Consider the following 16,592-nt stretch of genomic DNA (forward strand, 5'->3'; position numbering starts at 1 on the left):
GCGGCGATCCCCGCGCCCGTCTCGCCCGGGCCCGCCTCCCGCCCCCCCCCCGACGATCCCCCGATCGAAGGAGCCCCCCGATGACTGACATGCGCCGCGGCCGCCGCGAGGACGTTCGTTTCACCTCCGGCCGGGGCCGCTATAGCGACGACGTGAAGGTCGAGGGCGCGCTGCATGTCGCCTTCGCCCGCGCGCCCCAGGCGAGCGGCGCGATCTCGGGCCTCGACCTCTCCGCCGCGCGGGAGGTTCAGGGCGTGGTCGCCGTGCTGAGCGCGGCCGACCTCGCGCAGGACGGGGTCGCGCCGTTCTCGGTCCCCGCCAAGCTCAAGGGCGTCGAGGCGGACGGGAGCGGCGAGCGCCTGTGGACCCAGACGCCGCGCCCGTTCCTCGTCTCGGACCGCGTGCGCCATGCCGCCGAGCCGGTGGCGATGGTGCTCGCCGAGACCGCCCACGCCGCCGCCGACGGCGCCGAGGCGGTGGTCTTCGACGTGGACGAGAGCCCCGCCGTCCTGACCCTGGACGACGCCCGGGCGCAGGGCGCGCCGCTGCTGTGGGACGACCATCCGGGCAACATCGCCTTTCGCTGGGCCAAGGGCGACTGGGAGGCGGCGGGCGAGGCGCTGGCCGCCTCCGCCCACGTCACCCGCCTGCGCAGCCACGTCAGCCGCGTCGCCGCCGCGACGATGGAGCCGCGCGCCTGCGTGGCTGCCCCCGGCTCGGACGGGCGGCTGACGCTGTGGGCCTCGATCCAGAACGCCCCCTCGATGCGCGGCGCGCTGGCCGCGATCCTGGGCCGCCCGGCCGAGGACTTCCGCGTCGTCGCCCCCGACGTCGGCGGCAGTTTCGGCATGAAGTCCGGCCCCCTGCGCGAGGAGGTGCTGTGCGCCTGGGCCGCGCTGCGTCTGGGCCGCCCCGTGCGCTGGACCGCCACCCGCTCCGAGGCGCTGCTGACGGACGAGCCGGGGCGGGACATGCTGGCCGAGGCGGAGCTGGGGCTGGACGCCGAGGGCAACTTCACCGCCCTCCGCGCCCGGCTGACGCCCAACGTGGGGGCCTATGTCTCGGGCCGCTCGCTGGTGGCGATCGGCAACTTCGGCGGGGTCTCGGGGACCTACCGCTTTCCGGTCACCGCGGGGCAGGTGGTGGGCGTGTTCACCAACGCCACCCCCGCCGCCCCCTATCGCGGGGCCGGTCGCCCCGAGGCGACCTACCTGACCGAGATGGCCATCGACCAGGCCGCGCGCGAACTGGGCCTCGACCCCGTCGCCCTGCGCCGCCGCAACCTGGTCCCGCCCGAGGCGATGCCCTGGGACACCGGCTTCATCTTCACCTACGACAGCGGCGACTTTCCCGCGGTGATGGATCAGGCCGCGACGCTGGCCGACCTTGCGGGCTTCCCCGCCCGCCGGGCGCAGTCCGAGGCCCGCGGCCTGCTGCGCGGCCTGGGCGTGGCCAACTGCATCGAGGTCGCGGGCGGCCCGTTCGGCATCGTCTCGCCCGACCATTCCGAGGCCACCGTGGGGTCGGACGGGCGCATCCGACTGGCGGTGGGCGTGATGTCGGCGGGGCAGGGGCTGCAGACCGCGATGACCGGGCTCGCGGCCGCCCAGCTCGGCGTCGCGGAGGATCTGATCGACTATGTCCAGGCCGACACCGACGCGCTCGAGGTGGGCAAGGGCATGGGCGGCTCGGCCGCGATGACCACCGGCGCCCCCGCGGTGCGCGAGGCGGTGGCCAAGGTGATCGAGCGGGCGAAGGAACTGGCTGGCGATGCGATGGAGGTCGCCGTCGCGGACCTGGAATACGCGCACGGCGAGGTCCGCATCGTGGGCGCCGACCGGGCCATGAGCCTCGCCGAGATCGCCCGTTCGGCAGAGGCCCGCGACATCGCCCTGAGCGCGCGCGGCTCCTTCAAGCCCACCGACTGCACCTACCCCAACGGCTGCCACGTCTGCGAGGTCGAGATCGACCCGCAGACCGGCGCCTGCGCCATCGTCGCCTACGCCGGCGTCGAGGACATCGGCCAGGTGATCTTCCACCAGATGGCAGAGGGCCAGGTGCAGGGCGGCGTCGTCCAGGGCCTGGGCCAGGTGCTGTTCGAGCAGGTGGTCGCCGACCCCGACGGCCAGGTCCTGTCGGCGAGCTTCATGGACTACGCCATGCCCCGCGCCGCGGACCTTCCCGCCATCGACTGCGCCTTTGCCCAGGGCTCGCCCACCGCGATCAACCCGCTCGGCGCCAAGGGCGTGGGGGAGGCGGGGTCGGTCGGCGCGCTCTCGGCGGGGATGTCGGCGGTGCGCGACGCGCTCGCCTGCGCGGGGGTGCGCGAGTTCGACATGCCCGCGACGCCGGTCCGGGTGTGGAGCGCGCTCCAAGCGGCGCGGAGCGGCTGATTCGCAACGCCTGTCTTCGCCGAGGCGCCGGGCCGCTCGCGCGGCGCCTCGGCGCCCGGCGCCGACGCGACGGCGCCGAAACAAACCAATCGTTTGCCCGATCCGGCCTGCAAAACCGCTTGCCGGAGCGCGTTTCCTGTGAGATTCCGGATTTGGCGCTGCGTGCTCCGGATCCCCATCCGGCGTGCGCGCCCCGCCTCCGGCGCCTCCGTCCCAGCAGCGGAGCGCCGGTCGCAGCGCCGGTTGGGGGAGGCGTCCGCAGCGTCGCCGGGACCCCGATCGAAGAACCGCGTCGGTGCGCGCGGCACGGCAACCTGTCGCCGGCTGGCCCATGCGCCGCCGCGCGCGACGAGCGAAAGACCCCCTTGCAGAATCTCGCGGCCCCCGGCCTCGCCGAATACGTCCCCAGGCCCCTCAGGGGGTTCTGGCGCGTGCCGGCCTCGCCCCCCAGCCTCTCGGCGGGGTCGCGGAGGATTCGTTGTCTCGCCCCGTTGGGCGCGGCACGGATGGGCGCCCGGTAGAAGGAGACATCACGATGATGACGGGTACGGTGAAGTGGTTCAACGGGACCAAGGGCTACGGGTTCATCGAGCCCGAGGACGGCGGCAAGGACGTGTTCGTCCACATCTCGGCCGTCGAGCGTTCGGGGCTCAAGGGCCTGGACGAGGGCCAGAAGATCGGGTTCGAGATCGAGGTCGACAAGCGTCGCGGCAAGTCCTCGGCGGTGAACCTGCAGGAGCTGTGAGGCCCTGACCGGACCGGGCCGCCGCGCCCCGGGGGGACCCCACGCCCCCCGACCCGCCGGCCCGGTCCGTCCTGCTTCCCGGAGCCGGCTCCGGGCGCTTCCGCGGGCGGGCGGGGCTTCGGCCGGCTCGCCCTCGGTTTTTCCGGGCCCGGCCTCGGTTCTTCCGGGCCGGCCCGCCGCCGCCCTGTGACGGGCGCTTTCTCCCCCCCGATCGCTGACCGTGACAGGGCGCCGCCGCCCTCGCCGCCTCGCGCCCGAGTGTGGTGTTTCGGCCCGCTCGCCAAAGACTTTGCGCGGCCTCAAATGATCGATGGACGGCAGCTGCGGCCGGCCGTATCTGCGCCTCCGGGGGACACTTCTTTCGGAGACATGGCATGGCGAGATCCCACAGGGGCGCGCCGGACGTAAGCGTGGACACGGCGCGCGGCGTGGTCACGATCAGTGGCAAGGTGGCGTGGGAGGGGATGCAGGGTCGCCTCGACGCGGTCCGCCAGACCACCGCCTACCGCATCGAGATCCCGCTCGAGGATTCGCCCTTCGAGAGCGGGTTCGCCCCGCCCCCCAAGGGCACGTTCGAGCGGCTGGGCCGTGACGGCGCGCTGCGCTTTGGCGAGCCGCTGGACCGTCGCGGCGTCGAGCAGGCCGACGACCAGCCCGTCGGCCTCTATCGTCTGACCAAGCGCGCGGCGCCCGAGTTCTTCGGGACCGAGGTCATGGCGGTGAAGGGCCCGCAGGGCGATCTGTCGATCAAGGGGATCGAGGGCGCGTTCAAGTCGGCCGCGGTGATCGGCTTCAACGCCAAGATGACCGCGGTGACCGATGTGGCCATCGTGTTCCGCGCCCAGTTCGAGGACTCCGACGGGCACACCCGCAAGGGCGTGCTGCTGGGCGTGGACGAGTGGACGGGCGGGCTGAAGGTCTCGGGCGCGGCCGGCGGCTCGGCGGTCGGCGGCGGCGGGGCGGGCGGCGAGGTCGGCGGCGTGCCGGGGAGCCTGGCCGCGGAAACGTCGGGGGCGCGCGCGGACGAGAGCTTGCGCGGCGCCCACGCGGGCGACTCGGCGGGCGACCGCGCCCAGCCCGGACGCGGCGGCGACAACGACCTGCGCGGCGGACCCGGGACCGACCGTCTGCGCGGCGGGCGCGGCGACGACGACCTGCACGGCGGGCGCGGCGCGGACCGGCTGCACGACGGCGCCGGCGAGGACCGGCTGACCGGCGGCCGCGGCGCGGACGTCTTCGTGATGTCCCATGACGGCGACAGCGACGCGATCATGGATTTCGATCCCGGCCGCGACGTCATCGACCTGACCGCGTTCGGCCCCGGTCTCGAATTCGAGGACCTCGAGGTCTCGGCCCGCGACGGCGCCGTGATCCTGCTGCTGGACGGCGAGGCGCTCGAGATCCGCGGCGCCGAGGGCGACCTGCGCCCCGAAGACCTGTCGGCCGGCGACTTCCTGTTCGCCTGAAGCCTGCGCGAAACGCGAAAGGGGCGCGGTCTCCCGCGCCCCCTCAGATCGATCCGGTAGGGATCAGGCGACCTCGAACAGGCCCGCAGCCCCCATGCCGCCGCCCACGCACATGGTGCAGACCACGTATTTGGCGCCGCGGCGCTTGCCCTCGATCAGGGCGTGGCCGACCATGCGGGCGCCCGACATGCCGTAGGGATGGCCGACCGAGATCGCGCCGCCGTTGACGTTCAGCAGCTCGTCGGGGATGCCCAGCTTGTCCTTGGAATAGAGGACCTGCACGGCGAAAGCCTCGTTGAGCTCCCACAGGCCGATGTCCTCGATCTTCAGGCCGTGACGCTCCAGCAGGCGGGGCACGGCGTAGACCGGGCCGATGCCCATCTCGTCGGGGTTCAGGCCCGCCACCGCGATGCCGCGGTAGTAGCCCAGCGGCTGCAGGCCGCGCTTTTCGGCCTCCTTGGCCTCCATCAGCACGGACGCGGACGCGCCGTCGGAGAGCTGCGAGGCGTTGCCCGCGGTGATGTGCTTGCCCTGGGCGATCTTCTGCCCGTCCTTGAACACCGGGCCCAGACCCTGGAGGCTTTCCAGCGTGGTCGAGGGGCGGTTGCCCTCGTCCTTCTCCAGCGTGACCTCCTTCATCGAGACTTCCTTGGTCTCCTTGTCCACGACCGCCATGGTCGAGGTCAGAGGCACGATCTCGTCGTCGAAGGCGCCGCGCTGCTGGGCGGCCGCGGTGCGCTGCTGGGAGCGCAGGGCGTATTCGTCCTGGTAGTCGCGCGAGACGTTGTAGCGCTCGCCCACGATCTCGGCCGTCTCCAGCATCGACATGTAGAGGGCGGGCACATGCTCCTTGATCCAGGGATCGGCGGCGCGGAAGCCGTTGCGATGCTCGTTCTGGCAGAGCGAGATCGACTCGACCCCGCCGCCCACCGCGATGGTCATGCCGTCGTCGATGATCTGCTTGGCGGCGGTGGCGATGGCCATCATGCCCGAGGCGCACTGGCGGTCCATGGACATGCCGGCGATCGAGTCGGGCAGGCCCGCCCGGATTACCGCCTGGCGGCCGATGTTCAGGCCCTGGGCGCCCTGCTGGATGGCGGCGCCGATCACGCAGTCCTCGATCTCGGAGGGATCGACCTTCGAGCGTTCGACGGCGTGCTTCACGGCATGGCCGATCAGCTCCTGGCTCTGGGTGTTGTTGAAGGCGCCGCGATAGGCCTTGCCGATCGGCGTGCGCGCGGTGGAGACGATGACGGCTTCACGCATTTGGGTGCTCCCTGTCCTAGAAGATGGTCTCGCCGCCGTCGGCGACGATCAGCTGGCCGGTGACGTAGGCCGAGGCGTCGGAGGCGAGGAAATGGGCCACGCCGGCGATGTCGTCGGGCTGGCCGATGCGGCGCAGCGGGGTCTTGTTCTCGATCCGCTCCAGCCGCTCGGGGTCCTCCCACAGGGCCTTGGCGAAGTCGGTCTTCACCAGCCCGGGCAGGATCGCGTTGACCCGGATCCCCTTGGGCCCCCAGTGCAGCGCCAGGTTCTTGGCCAGATGCGCCTCGGAGGCCTTGGAGATCGAGTAGAAGCTCAGCGTGTCCGAGGCCCGCAGCGCGGCGATGGAACTGATCATGACGATCGAGCCGCCGCCCTGCTTGGCCATCAGGGGCGCCACGATGTTGTTGGCCAGAATGTAGGGAGACTTGACGTTGTTATCCATGACCTTGTCCCAGGCCGCCTCGGGCAGCTCGGCGATCGGGCCATAGACGGGGTTCGAGGCGGCGTTGCAGACCAGGATGTCCACGCGGCCCCACTTCTCGACGGTCTTGGCGACGAGGTTTTCCAGCTGCTCCCGCTCGCCGATGTGGCAGGGGATGGCGATGGCCTCGAAGCCGGCCTCGGCGATCTCGTCGCGGACCTGCTGGCAGACCTCGGCCTTGCGGGACGAGATCACCACCTTGGCGCCGGAGCGGGCGAACTGCCAGGCGATGGCCAGGCCGATGCCCTTGGTCGAGCCGGTGACGATGGCCACCTTGCCCTTGATGTCGAACACGTCTTTCTCCTCCCTGGGGTCGTCAGGCGCCGCCCGCGGCCGGCTCGGCCGGCGGGGCGGAATAGCGGAAGCTGCCGAGCGCATGGGCCAGCACCGTCCCGTCGGGGGCGGTGGCCTGGGCCTCGGCGGTGAAGCTGCGCGAGGTGCGCTGCACCAGGCGGGAGCGGAGGGCGACGCGCCCCTCGCTGGCCCGCCCGGTGAAGTTGACCGTCATCGAGACGGTGACCGCCGGACGCCGGCGCGCGGCGCCGTCGGCATAGGTCCCCGCCGAGGTCATGATCGCGTCGAGCATGGTGGCGTAGACGCCGCCGTGCACGATGCCCTGGCGGTTCAGGTGGTCCGGCGTGATGTCGAAATGGCCGAACATCTCGGGCCCCCGCTTCTCGACCACGACCAGGCCGTGACGGTCCTGGTAGCCGAGGCTCGGGGGCGCAGGGATCGGCTCGACGACAGGGTCGGGGGGCGACTCCGGGGCGGTGGCGGGCGTCTCGGCGGTCACGGGCGGGTCCGCGGGGCAGGGGCGGGCGCAGGGGGCGACGCGGGGCTGGAAGCCGGGCGCGCGGGCGCGCGCGCCGCGCGGTTCGGCGGCTCGTGGGTCATCCGGTCTCGCCTCCCTTCGTCCGTTGCGTCGCGTGGATCCGCCCATATCTTGTGCGGGCGACGCAATCCGGTTGACTTGGAATTCAGCACTTCCTAGCCTTCGCGTCAAACTGCAAAATAAAATTCTGCATTGCAGAAATTGCATGCAGGATCGCTTCATGAGTTGGGAGGAGACGCTCGTGTCCGACGCCGTATCCACGACCCGTATGGTGGGCCGTGTTCTCGTTGTGGAATCCGACAACCCGCCGGTGAACGCGCTGGGTCATGCCGTTCGCCAGGGCCTGTTCGAGGGCGCCAAGGCGGCCGCCTCGCCCGACGTCGACGCGGTGGTCATCGCCTGCAAGGGCCGCACCTTCCACGCCGGCGCCGACATCCGCGAATTCGGCAAGCCCCCGCAGGCCCCGGGCCTGGGCGAGGTGATCGACGCGTTCGAGGCGCTGGAGAAACCCGTCGTCGCCGCGATCCACGGCACCGCGCTGGGCGGGGGCCTCGAGGTGGCGCTGGGCTGCGACTACCGCGTCGCCGCGCCCGACGCCAAGATCGGCCTGCCCGAGGTGAAGCTCGGCCTGCTGCCCGGCGCCGGCGGCACCCAGCGCCTGCCGCGCCTGATCGGCGGGGTCGCGGCGCTTGAGCCCATCGTCACCGGCAACCCGATCCCGGCGAAGAAGGCCCGCGAGATGGGCGCCATCGACGCAATCATCGAGGGCGACCTGGTCGAGGGCGCCGTCGCCTTCGCCCAGAAGCTGGTGGCCGACAAGGCCCCGCTGCGGCCGCTCTCCAAGCTCGACGCGCCCGAGACCGACATGGCCGCCTTCGACGAGGCCGCCGCCAAGCTGCTGCGCCGGGCCAAGGGCCTCAAGGCCCCGTCGGTCAACGTGCAGGCGGTCAAGAACGCCCTGACGCTGCCCTTCGCCGAGGGCATGAAGAAGGAGCGGGAGTACTTCCTCGAGCTGGTCTCGGGCGAGGAATCCGCCGCCCAGCGCCACGCCTTCTTCGCCGAGCGCGAGGCCGCCAAGGTCCCCGGCGTGACCAAGGATGTGAAGGCCCGGCCGGTGAAGAAGATGGCCGTGCTCGGCGCGGGCACCATGGGCGGGGGCATCACCATGTCCTTCGCCAGCGCCGGCATCCAGGTCACCATCATCGACCTGAACCCCGAGGCCCTCGAGAAGGGCATGAAGATCATCGAGAAGAACTACCGCGCCACCCAGGCCCGCGGCGGCCTGAGCGAGGCGCAGGTGGACGCGGCGCTGGCCAACATCACCGCGAGCTCGAACTTCGACGACGTGGCCGACGCCGACATGGTGATCGAGGCCGTGTTCGAGAACATGGAGCTGAAGAAGAAGATCTTCAAAGACCTGGACGCCAAGTGCAAGCCGGGCTGCGTGCTGGCCTCCAACACCTCGACGCTCGATGTGGACGCGATCGCGGCCGTGACCTCGCGCCCCCAGGACGTGCTGGGCATGCACTTCTTCTCGCCCGCCAACGTCATGCGCCTGCTCGAGATCGTGCGCGGCGCCAAGACCGCGCCCGACGTGCTCAAGACCGCGATGGAGGTCGGCAAGAAGGGCGGCAAGGTGCCCGTCGTCGTGGGCGTGTGCTACGGCTTCGTGGGCAACCGGATGCTGCATGCGCGCGGCGACCAGGTGCGCAAGCTGCTGCTGGAGGGCGCCTCGCCCGAGGAGGTCGACGGCGCGCTCACCAAGTTCGGCATGGCCATGGGCCCGCTGCAGATGTCGGACATGGCCGGCCTCGACGTCGGCTGGCGCATCCGCCAGGAGACGGGCGCCAAGGACCCGGTCGGCGACGCGATCTGCGAGATGGGCCGCTATGGCCAGAAGACCGGCGCGGGGTATTACCTCTATGAGGAAGGCTCCCGCCGGCCGATCCCCGACCCCGAGATCGACGCGCTGATCGCCAAGGTCGCCAAGGACCAGGGCATCGCGCGCCGCCCGATTGACGAGAAGGAGGTGTTCGAGCGCCTGATGTTCTCGATGATCAACGAGGCCGCCAAGATCCTCGACGAGGGGATCGCGCTGCGTCCCTCCGACATCGATGTCATCTACCTGTTCGGCTACGGTTTCCCGATGGGCAAGGGCGGGCCGATGTTCTACGCCGACCGCGTGACCCCTGCCTATATCGCCGAGCGGCTGAACGTCTACGCCGAGAACACCGGCGACGACAGCCTGCGCCCGTGCCCGCTGCTTGCCCGCGTGGCCTCGCAGGGCACGACCTTCGCCGCCGCGGCGGCCGCGGACGCCAAGGCCGCGTGATGACGGCGCCTGTCGCTTGGGCGAAGTGGTGCGCCGAGGGGGTCGACCCGGACTTCGCGCCGGCCTCGACCACCCTCGTCGACCTGTTCGCCGACTACACCGCGCGCTACGGCGCGCGGCCGGCGATCGACTACAACGACCGGGAACTGACCTACGAAGGGCTCGCGCGCGAAAGCGCGCGGGTCGCCGCGGGGCTGCGGCGGCTGGGGATCGGCAAGGGCGACGTGGTGGCCCTCTACCTGCCCAACACCGTCCTGCACCCGATCTTCTTCTTCGGGATCCTGCAGGCGGGGGCGGCGGTCACCCACCTCAGCCCGCTCGATGCGGTGCGCGAACTCGCGCACAAGGTCCGCGACTCGGGCGCCCGCCTGATCGTCAGCCTGACCCAGGCTCCCTTCGCGCAGCGCACGCTCGAGCTGCTGGCCACCGGCGCCCTGTCGCGCGCGGTGCTGGCCGACGACGCCGCCTGGGGCGGGACCGGCGGCCCGGTTCCCGCCGACGACCGCGTGGTCTCGTGGGAGGCGCTGGTCGAGGGCGCCGACGCGACCCTCCCCCCCGTGCCGGTGACCCCTGACGACGTGGCGCTGCTGCAATACACCGGCGGCACCACCGGCCTGCCCAAGGCCGCCGTGCTGACCCACAACGCGCTCGCCGCCGCCGCCCAGATCTATCGCCATGCCTGGGAGCACGACCCCGAGCGGGTCGAGGAGGGGGAGCGCGGCCTCTCGATCTCGCCGCTGTTCCACATCATGGGCCTGTCGGCGATCATGATCCGGCGGCTGGCGACGGGGGGCGTGCTGATCCTCCACCAGCGGTTCGAGCTGGCGCCCTTCGTGGACGCGATCGAGCGCAAGCGCCCCCACTCCACCGGCGGGGTGCCGACGCTGTGGATCGCCGTCGCCAACATGCCGGGCGTCGAGACGCGCGACTTCTCCTCGCTGCGCTCGATCGGCGCGGGAGGGGCGCCGCTGGCGGTCGAGACCTGGCGCAGGATCAAGGCGCTGACCGGGCTTGGCCTGCGCGGCGGCTGGGGGATGACCGAGCTTGGCGCCGCCGGCACCATGGTCCCCGCCGGCGCCCCCGACGAGAAGATGGGCACCATCGGCATCCCGATCCCGGGCATCCGCATCGAGATCGTCTCGGTCGACGACCCCCGCCGCGTGCTGGGCCCCGGCGAGAACGGCGAGATGCGGGTGAAGTCGCCCACCCTGATGACCGGCTACCACAACAATCCCGCCGAGACGGCCGAGAGCTTCGTCGACGGCTGGTTCCTGACTGGCGACATCGGGCATTTCGACGAGGACGGGTTCCTCTACCTCGTGGACCGCAAGAAGGACCTGATCCTCTCGGGCGGCTACAACGTATACCCGCTGGCGGTCGAACATGCGGTGCTCGAACACCCCGACGTGGTCGAGGCGATGGTGATCGGCCTGCCCGACGACTACCGCGGCGAGAGCGCCTGGGCCTACGTGGTCCTGCGCGAGGGCGCGGCCCCGCTGACCATCGAGCAGCTCAGGGCCTTCCTCGACACGCGGCTCGGCCGTCACGAACTGCCGCAGGGCGTGGAGGTCCGCTCGGAGCTCCCCCGCACGGCGGTCGGAAAATACTCCCGCAAGACGCTGCGGGACGAAGTGCTGAACGCGCGGGCGGCGGGCTGACGCCGCCTCCGCGACAGACAGGGAAAGGAAACCCCGTGGAACTCGAGTTCACAGCCGAGGAGAAGGCCTTCCGCAAGGAAGTCCGGTCCTTCATCCAGGAGAACCTGCCCGCCGAAACCCGCGAGCGGGTGAAGGAAGGGCGCGGCACGTCGCGCGAGATGATGGTCGAGTGGATGAAGATCCTGGCCGCCAAGGGCTGGTCCGCGCCCCGCTGGCCCGCCGAATACGGCGGCCCCGGCTGGTCCCCGATCCAGCAGTACATCTTCCTCGAGGAGCTGCAGTTCAACCACGCGCCCGAGCCGCAGGGCTTCAACATCTCGATGGTCGGGCCGGTGATCTACACCTTCGGCAACGAGGAGCAGAAGAAGCACTTCCTGCCGAAGCTCCTGGATTGCGAATACTGGTTCTGCCAGGGCTTCTCCGAGCCCGGCGCGGGCTCCGACCTCGCCAGCCTCAAGACCAAGGCGGTCCGTGACGGCGACGAATACGTCATCAACGGCCAGAAGACCTGGACCACCTTCGCCCAGCACGCCAACTGGATGTTCGCGCTGGTGCGCACGGATCCCGACGCGCCCAAGAAGCAGATGGGCATCTCCTACGTCGTGTTCCCGATGGACCTGCCGGGCATCACCGTGCGCCCGATCCAGACCATCGACGGCGGCGTCGAGGTGAACGAGGTGTTCTTCGACGACGTGCGGGTCCCCGTCTCGGGCCTGATCGGCGAGGAGAACAAGGGCTGGGACTACGCCAAGTTCCTGCTCGGCAACGAGCGTATCGGCATCGCCCGCGTCGGCGCCTCGAAGGCCAAGATCCAGCGGATCAAGGAACTGGCGGCCTCGATGCCCGTCGGCGAAGGCTCGCTGATGGACGACCCGCGCTTCCGCCAGAAGGTCGTCGAGACCGAGGTGAAGCTCAAGGCGCTGGAGATGACGCAGCTGCGCGTGCTGTCGGACATCGCGGTGCGCGGCGGCAAGAAGCCCCATCCCGCGTCCTCGGTGCTGAAGCTGGTCGGCTCCGAGATCCAGCAGACCTGCACCCATCTTCTGATGGACGTGGTCGGCCCCTACGCGATGCCCAAGTCCACCGGCGGCGAAGGCTCGAACGAGCCCTCGGTCGGGCCCGACTGGGCGGACGCGATCGCGCCGGGCTACTTCAACTACCGCAAGGTCTCGATCTACGGCGGCTCCTCCGAGGTGCAGCGCGGGATCATCGCCAAAGCCATTCTGGGACTGTGAGGGGCAAATGGACTTCGAACTGAGCGAGGAGCAGCAGCTCCTCAAGGACATGGCCGGGCGCTTCATGCAGGACCGCTACGGCTTCGAGACCCGCAACAAGTACATGAAGGAGCCGCTGGGCTTCGACCCCGCCATCTGGGAGGCCTATGCCGAGCAGGGCCTGCTGGCGCTGCCCTTCGCCGAGGAAGACGGCGGCATCGGCGGCGGCGGCGTCGAGGTGATGATCGTGATGGAGGAGATGGGCCGCGCGCTGAGCCTCGAGCCCTATCTCGCCACCGCGGTCATCGGCGCCTCGATCCTGCGCAACGGCGCCACCGAGGCCCAGCGCAAGGCGCTGGCCGAGGAGATCATCGGCGGCGCCTGCAAGCTCGCCTTCGCCCATTCCGAGGCGGCGGCGCGCTATGACCTCGCCCATGTCGGGACCAAGGCCGAGAAGAGCGGCGAGGGCTACACGCTGTCGGGCGCCAAGACCCTGGTCCTGTGGGGCGGGGCGGCTGACAAGCTGATCGTGTCGGCCCGCGTCTCGGGCGGTCTGCGCGACGAGGACGGGGTGGCCCTGTTCCTGGTCGATCCCTCCGCCTCGGGCGTCAGCCTGCAGGTCTACGACACCCAGGACGGCCTCAAGGCCGCCGAGGTGACGCTGGAGGGCGCGGCGGGCGAGCTTCTGGGCGACGCGCCGGGCCAGGGCATGGCGGTCATCCGCCAGGCCGCCGACGAGGCGATCGCCGCGCTCTGCGCCGAGGCCGTGGGCGCGATGGAGAAGGCGCTGAACCTCACCGTCGACTACATCAAGCAGCGCGAGCAGTTCGGCCGCGCCATCGGCAGCTTCCAGGGCCTGCAGTTCCAGGCCTCGGACATGTTCGTCGAGCTGGAGCTGGCCAAGTCGATGGCGATGTACGCCTCGATGTGCGCCCGCGACCCGGACCCGGTCGAGCGTTCGCGCGCCTGTTCGGCGGCCAAGGCCCAGGTCGGCCGGTCGCTGAAGGCGCTGGGCGAGCGGTCGATCCAGCTGCACGGCGGCGTGGGCATGACGATGGAGTATTCCATCGGCCACTACTTCAAGCGCCTGTCGATCATCGACCGCATGTTCGGCGACGTCGACTTCCACCTCCAGAAGCTCGACGAAGCCGGCGGCCTCGCCGCCTAATCGTCCCGCGATCTGGCAGGATCCGAGGGGGGCGCGGCGCCGGCCGCGCCCCTTTTCCTTGCCGTCCCCCCAATGGCGGCGCAAGAGGCGCCTCGTCCCGACAAGGCGCCTGACCGCCCCCCCGGCCGGGCGCCCCGGGATCTTGCGCGATGGGCTTCGCGCGCGGCACGAGGGCGGCAAGGCGGGCCGCCGGCCGCGCGATCCGGCCGCTTCGCAGCCTCGTCTCCCGGGTGCTTCGCCCGCGTCAGGGTGGACGATTCCTTCATTCTTATCTGCGATCCCGCCGCCCGTGGGTGGGGACCTCCGGGATCCCCCGTGGCTGGACATCGAGGTGGATCATGGGCGAGCGCTGGGCGGCGCCGGCGCGCGAAAGCGCGGTCGGCGGGATCATGTCGCGGATTTCTGACCGGGGGGCGACGCTGCGCGCCTGGCTGAAATCCAACCGGCGGCGGATCGCCGTGGTCACCGTGCTCGCCATCGTGGCGCTGGCCTTCGCCGGCCTCGCCCGCATCGCCGAAGGCGTCGATCGCGCCCAGGTCCTGCGCGCGGTCGAGGCGACGCCCGACTGGCGGCTTGCCGCGGCGCTGGGCGCCACCGGCCTCAGCTTTCTCGCGCTGACCTTCTACGACTGGACAGGCTTTGCCGCGATGGGCGCGCCCCGCCCCTGGCGCAAGGTCGCGCCGGGCGCCGCGGCGGCCTTCGCGGTCGCCCAGACTGCGGGCCTCGGGCCGCTCACCGGCGCCGCCGTGCGCTGGCGCTTCTACGCCCCGATGGGCGTGAGCGCGGGCGAGATCCTGCGTCTCGTCGCCTTCTGCACCCTTTCGTTCGGCATGGGCCTTGCGCTTACCGCCGGCGCCGCCGTGCTGTGGTCGCCGGCCCCCGCCGCCGCCATGCTGGGCGTCGCCTCCTCGACGGCCACGCTGGGCGCGATGGCGATCCTGGCCGCGACCCTCCTCGCGCTCGCCACCTGCGGGCGCTGGGGCGCGCGCCTTGCCGGGCCGGCCGGGTCCGCAGGCTCCTCGCCCGAGGGAGCCGAGGGCGCCCCCGCCGAGGAGGCCGTCCTCCCCGCCGCGCGGTTCCGACTGGCGATGCTGCGCCAGCTCGGCGTCACCGTGGCCGAGGCCGTGGCCGCCGCCCTGGTTCTGTGGGTGCTGCTGCCCGCCGGCTCGATCGACTTCGCGGGCTTCCTGCCGCTCTATGCGCTGGCCCTGGCGCTGGGGGTGATGTCCCACGCCCCCGCCGGCATCGGCGTGTTCGAGATCGTGATCCTCGCCGGCCTCTCCCGCTCGACCAACCCCGCCGACGCCGCCGCGGCGCTGGTTCTCTACCGGCTGGTCTACCATGTGCTGCCGCTGGCCGCGGCGCTGGTCGCGATGGCGGTCGGCGAGGCGCGCCGCCTCGCCCGCCTCGCGCCCGTCGCCGCCGCCCTGCGCCTGGCGGCCGAGGCCGCGCCCCGTCCGCTGGCCGTCGCCGCGATGGCGCTGGGTCTCGTGTCGATCTTCGCGCGCGCCCCTTCGGCCGAGGCCTCGGCGGCTTTCGCCATCGCCGGCCTGTCGGGCGCCCTGCTGGTGGCGAGCGCGCAGGGGCTTGCCCGCGGTCTCGACCTCTCCTGGCGCCTGGCCGCCGCCGCCTCGCTGGCCGCGGGGCTGGCCCTGACGCTGGCCGGGGCGGCCCCGATCCTGGCGCTGGCCCACGTGGCGCTGGCCGCCGTGCTGGCCCTGTTCCGCGCCCGCTTCCATCGCCCGACCCGCCTGCGCCTGCCGAGCCTTGCCACCCGCCGCGCCCGCGGCCTCGCCTCGGGGCTGGCGATGGTCGCCGTGGGCGCGCTGGCCTGGCGGCTGTCGTCGGTCGAGGCGCAGGCCGCCCAGGCGCTGCTCGCGGCCGCGCAGGCGCACCAGGGCCTTGGCGTCGGCCCCCGCGCCGGCGTCGCCGCCGCCTTCGCCCTGCTGGGCTTTCTGCCCGCCCTGCGCCTGCCGCGCGACGACGCCCCCGACGTCCAGGCGCTGGAGCGTGCGGCCGAGATCGTCGCCGCCCAGCCGGTTGCGGCCGCGCGTCTGGCGCTGTCGGGCGACAAGCGCCTGCACTTCTCCGCCGACGGCGAGGCGTTCGTCATGTACGCCCGCCGCGGCTCGGCCTGGCTCGCGCTGCACGATCCCGTCGGGCCCGAGCATCTGTGGCCCGAGCTGATCTGGTCGTTCATCGAAAGCGCCCGCGCCGCCGGCGCCACCCCCGCCTTCTACCAGGTGGGCCCCGAGCGGCTGTCCCTCTATGCGGAGGCCGGGCTGAGCTTCTGGAAGATGGGCGAGCAGGCCCGCGTCGATCTCGAGGCCTTCACGCTCGAGGGGTCCAGGCGCCAGTCGCACCGTCGCGTCGTCAACCTGGGCAAGCGCGACGGGCTCGCGCTCGAGATCCTCTCGCCCGAGGCCGCCGCGCTCGAGATCGAGCGCCTGGCCGAGGTCTCGGACGCCTGGCTTGCGGCCCGCAGCGCCCGCGAGAAGGGCTTCTCGCTCGGCGCCTTCTCTCCCGACTGGGTGATCGGGGGCCGCGTCGCCGTGGTCCGCCGCGCCGGCGAGATCGTGGCCTTCGTCACGCTGATGGAGACGGCGCAGGGCCAGGAGGCCGCCATCGACCTGATGCGCCACGTCGATGACGTGCCCACCAAGTGCATGGAATATCTGTTCCTTCGCCTGTGCGAGGAGCTCAAGGCCGAAGGCGTCGCCTGGCTGGACCTTGCCATGGCCCCGCTCTCGGGCCTGACCCCGCGCGCGGGCGCGCCGGCCTGGCAGAAGCTGGCCCACGCCCTCTACGAGCATGGCACCAAGACCTACAGCTTCACCGGCCTGCGCCGCTTCAAGGAGGGGCTCAAGCCCGAGTGGCGCCCCCGCTACCTCGCCGCCCCTCCCGGCGCCGCGCCGGCCCGCGCGCTGCTCGCCGCCAACCGCCTGATCAACCGCCCCGAGGCCCCGGGCGCCGCGCCCTGAGCGCAACGCCCGACCCCCTCGCGGAGCGCCTGTTCTTGGGTGAGTCGGGAGCGTCC

Annotated in this window: 11 protein-coding genes; 8 read left to right on the forward strand and 3 right to left on the reverse strand. The window is 71.9% G+C overall.

Annotated features, from left to right (window positions below; translation table 11 throughout):
* Positions 1-80: 80 nt before the first annotated feature.
* From AAC134_RS17475 to AAC134_RS17485, 3 genes are all read left to right on the forward strand, one after another.
* The gene (locus AAC134_RS17475; protein WP_339950407.1) at positions 81-2,393 is read left to right on the forward strand and encodes a xanthine dehydrogenase family protein molybdopterin-binding subunit; all 2,313 of its coding nucleotides are present in this window, start codon (positions 81-83) and stop codon (positions 2,391-2,393) included.
* 535 nt (positions 2,394-2,928) lie between these two features.
* Positions 2,929-3,138 carry a cold-shock protein gene (locus AAC134_RS17480; RefSeq protein ID WP_339950408.1) on the forward strand — a complete coding sequence of 70 codons (210 nt, stop codon included), beginning with the start codon at positions 2,929-2,931 and terminating at the stop codon, positions 3,136-3,138.
* Positions 3,139-3,512: 374 nt separating this feature from the next.
* The gene (locus tag AAC134_RS17485; protein WP_339950409.1) at positions 3,513-4,604 is read left to right on the forward strand and encodes a hypothetical protein; all 1,092 of its coding nucleotides are present in this window, start codon (positions 3,513-3,515) and stop codon (positions 4,602-4,604) included.
* Between the two features lie 63 nt (positions 4,605-4,667).
* On the opposite strand, the gene AAC134_RS17490 is transcribed toward AAC134_RS17485, so the two are convergent.
* From AAC134_RS17490 to AAC134_RS17500, 3 genes are read right to left on the reverse strand one after another with little or no spacing between them, the layout of a single operon-like run.
* Complete coding sequence (locus AAC134_RS17490) at positions 4,668-5,870, reverse strand: acetyl-CoA C-acyltransferase (RefSeq protein ID WP_339950410.1); 1,203 nt, start codon at positions 5,868-5,870, stop codon at positions 4,668-4,670.
* 16 nt (positions 5,871-5,886) lie between these two features.
* The gene (locus AAC134_RS17495) at positions 5,887-6,645 is read right to left on the reverse strand and encodes an SDR family oxidoreductase (protein ID WP_339950411.1); all 759 of its coding nucleotides are present in this window, start codon (positions 6,643-6,645) and stop codon (positions 5,887-5,889) included.
* Between the two features lie 22 nt (positions 6,646-6,667).
* Entirely contained in the window at positions 6,668-7,144 is a 477-nt protein-coding gene (locus tag AAC134_RS17500; RefSeq protein WP_339950412.1) for a PaaI family thioesterase, read from the reverse strand.
* Positions 7,145-7,424: 280 nt separating this feature from the next.
* On the opposite strand from AAC134_RS17500, the gene AAC134_RS17505 reads away from it, so the two are divergent.
* From AAC134_RS17505 to mprF, 5 genes are all read left to right on the forward strand, one after another.
* On the forward strand, positions 7,425-9,515 hold the full coding sequence (locus tag AAC134_RS17505) for a 3-hydroxyacyl-CoA dehydrogenase NAD-binding domain-containing protein (protein WP_339950413.1): 2,091 nt from the start codon (positions 7,425-7,427) through the stop codon (positions 9,513-9,515).
* Positions 9,515-11,173 carry an AMP-binding protein gene (locus tag AAC134_RS17510; protein ID WP_339950414.1) on the forward strand — a complete coding sequence of 553 codons (1,659 nt, stop codon included), beginning with the start codon at positions 9,515-9,517 and terminating at the stop codon, positions 11,171-11,173. The genes AAC134_RS17505 and AAC134_RS17510 overlap by 1 nt, the downstream gene beginning before the upstream one ends.
* A 35-nt stretch (positions 11,174-11,208) precedes the next feature.
* The gene (locus tag AAC134_RS17515) at positions 11,209-12,408 is read left to right on the forward strand and encodes an acyl-CoA dehydrogenase family protein (RefSeq protein ID WP_339950415.1); all 1,200 of its coding nucleotides are present in this window, start codon (positions 11,209-11,211) and stop codon (positions 12,406-12,408) included.
* Between the two features lie 7 nt (positions 12,409-12,415).
* Positions 12,416-13,555, forward strand: a complete 1,140-nt coding sequence (locus AAC134_RS17520) for an acyl-CoA dehydrogenase family protein (protein WP_339950416.1) — start codon at positions 12,416-12,418, stop codon at positions 13,553-13,555.
* Between the two features lie 338 nt (positions 13,556-13,893).
* On the forward strand, positions 13,894-16,536 hold the full coding sequence (gene mprF / locus AAC134_RS17525) for a bifunctional lysylphosphatidylglycerol flippase/synthetase MprF (protein WP_339950417.1): 2,643 nt from the start codon (positions 13,894-13,896) through the stop codon (positions 16,534-16,536).
* Positions 16,537-16,592 lie beyond the last annotated feature (56 nt).

It is taken from the genome of uncultured Albimonas sp., from assembly GCF_963977235.1.
Classification (GTDB): Bacteria; Pseudomonadota; Alphaproteobacteria; order Rhodobacterales; family Rhodobacteraceae; genus Albimonas.

Excerpts from the sequence above, each read along its gene's own strand:
- AAC134_RS17475 (WP_339950407.1), top strand. The coding sequence starts at position 81 with ATGACTGACATGCGCCGCGGCCGCCGCGAGGACGTTCGTTTCACCTCC.
- AAC134_RS17510 (WP_339950414.1), top strand. The coding sequence starts at position 9,515 with ATGACGGCGCCTGTCGCTTGGGCGAAGTGGTGCGCCGAGGGGGTCGAC.
- AAC134_RS17490 (WP_339950410.1), bottom strand. The coding sequence starts at position 5,870 with ATGCGTGAAGCCGTCATCGTCTCCACCGCGCGCACGCCGATCGGCAAG.
- mprF (WP_339950417.1), top strand. The coding sequence starts at position 13,894 with ATGGGCGAGCGCTGGGCGGCGCCGGCGCGCGAAAGCGCGGTCGGCGGG.
- AAC134_RS17520 (WP_339950416.1), top strand. The coding sequence starts at position 12,416 with ATGGACTTCGAACTGAGCGAGGAGCAGCAGCTCCTCAAGGACATGGCC.
- AAC134_RS17485 (WP_339950409.1), top strand. The coding sequence starts at position 3,513 with ATGGCGAGATCCCACAGGGGCGCGCCGGACGTAAGCGTGGACACGGCG.
- AAC134_RS17480 (WP_339950408.1), top strand. The coding sequence starts at position 2,929 with ATGATGACGGGTACGGTGAAGTGGTTCAACGGGACCAAGGGCTACGGG.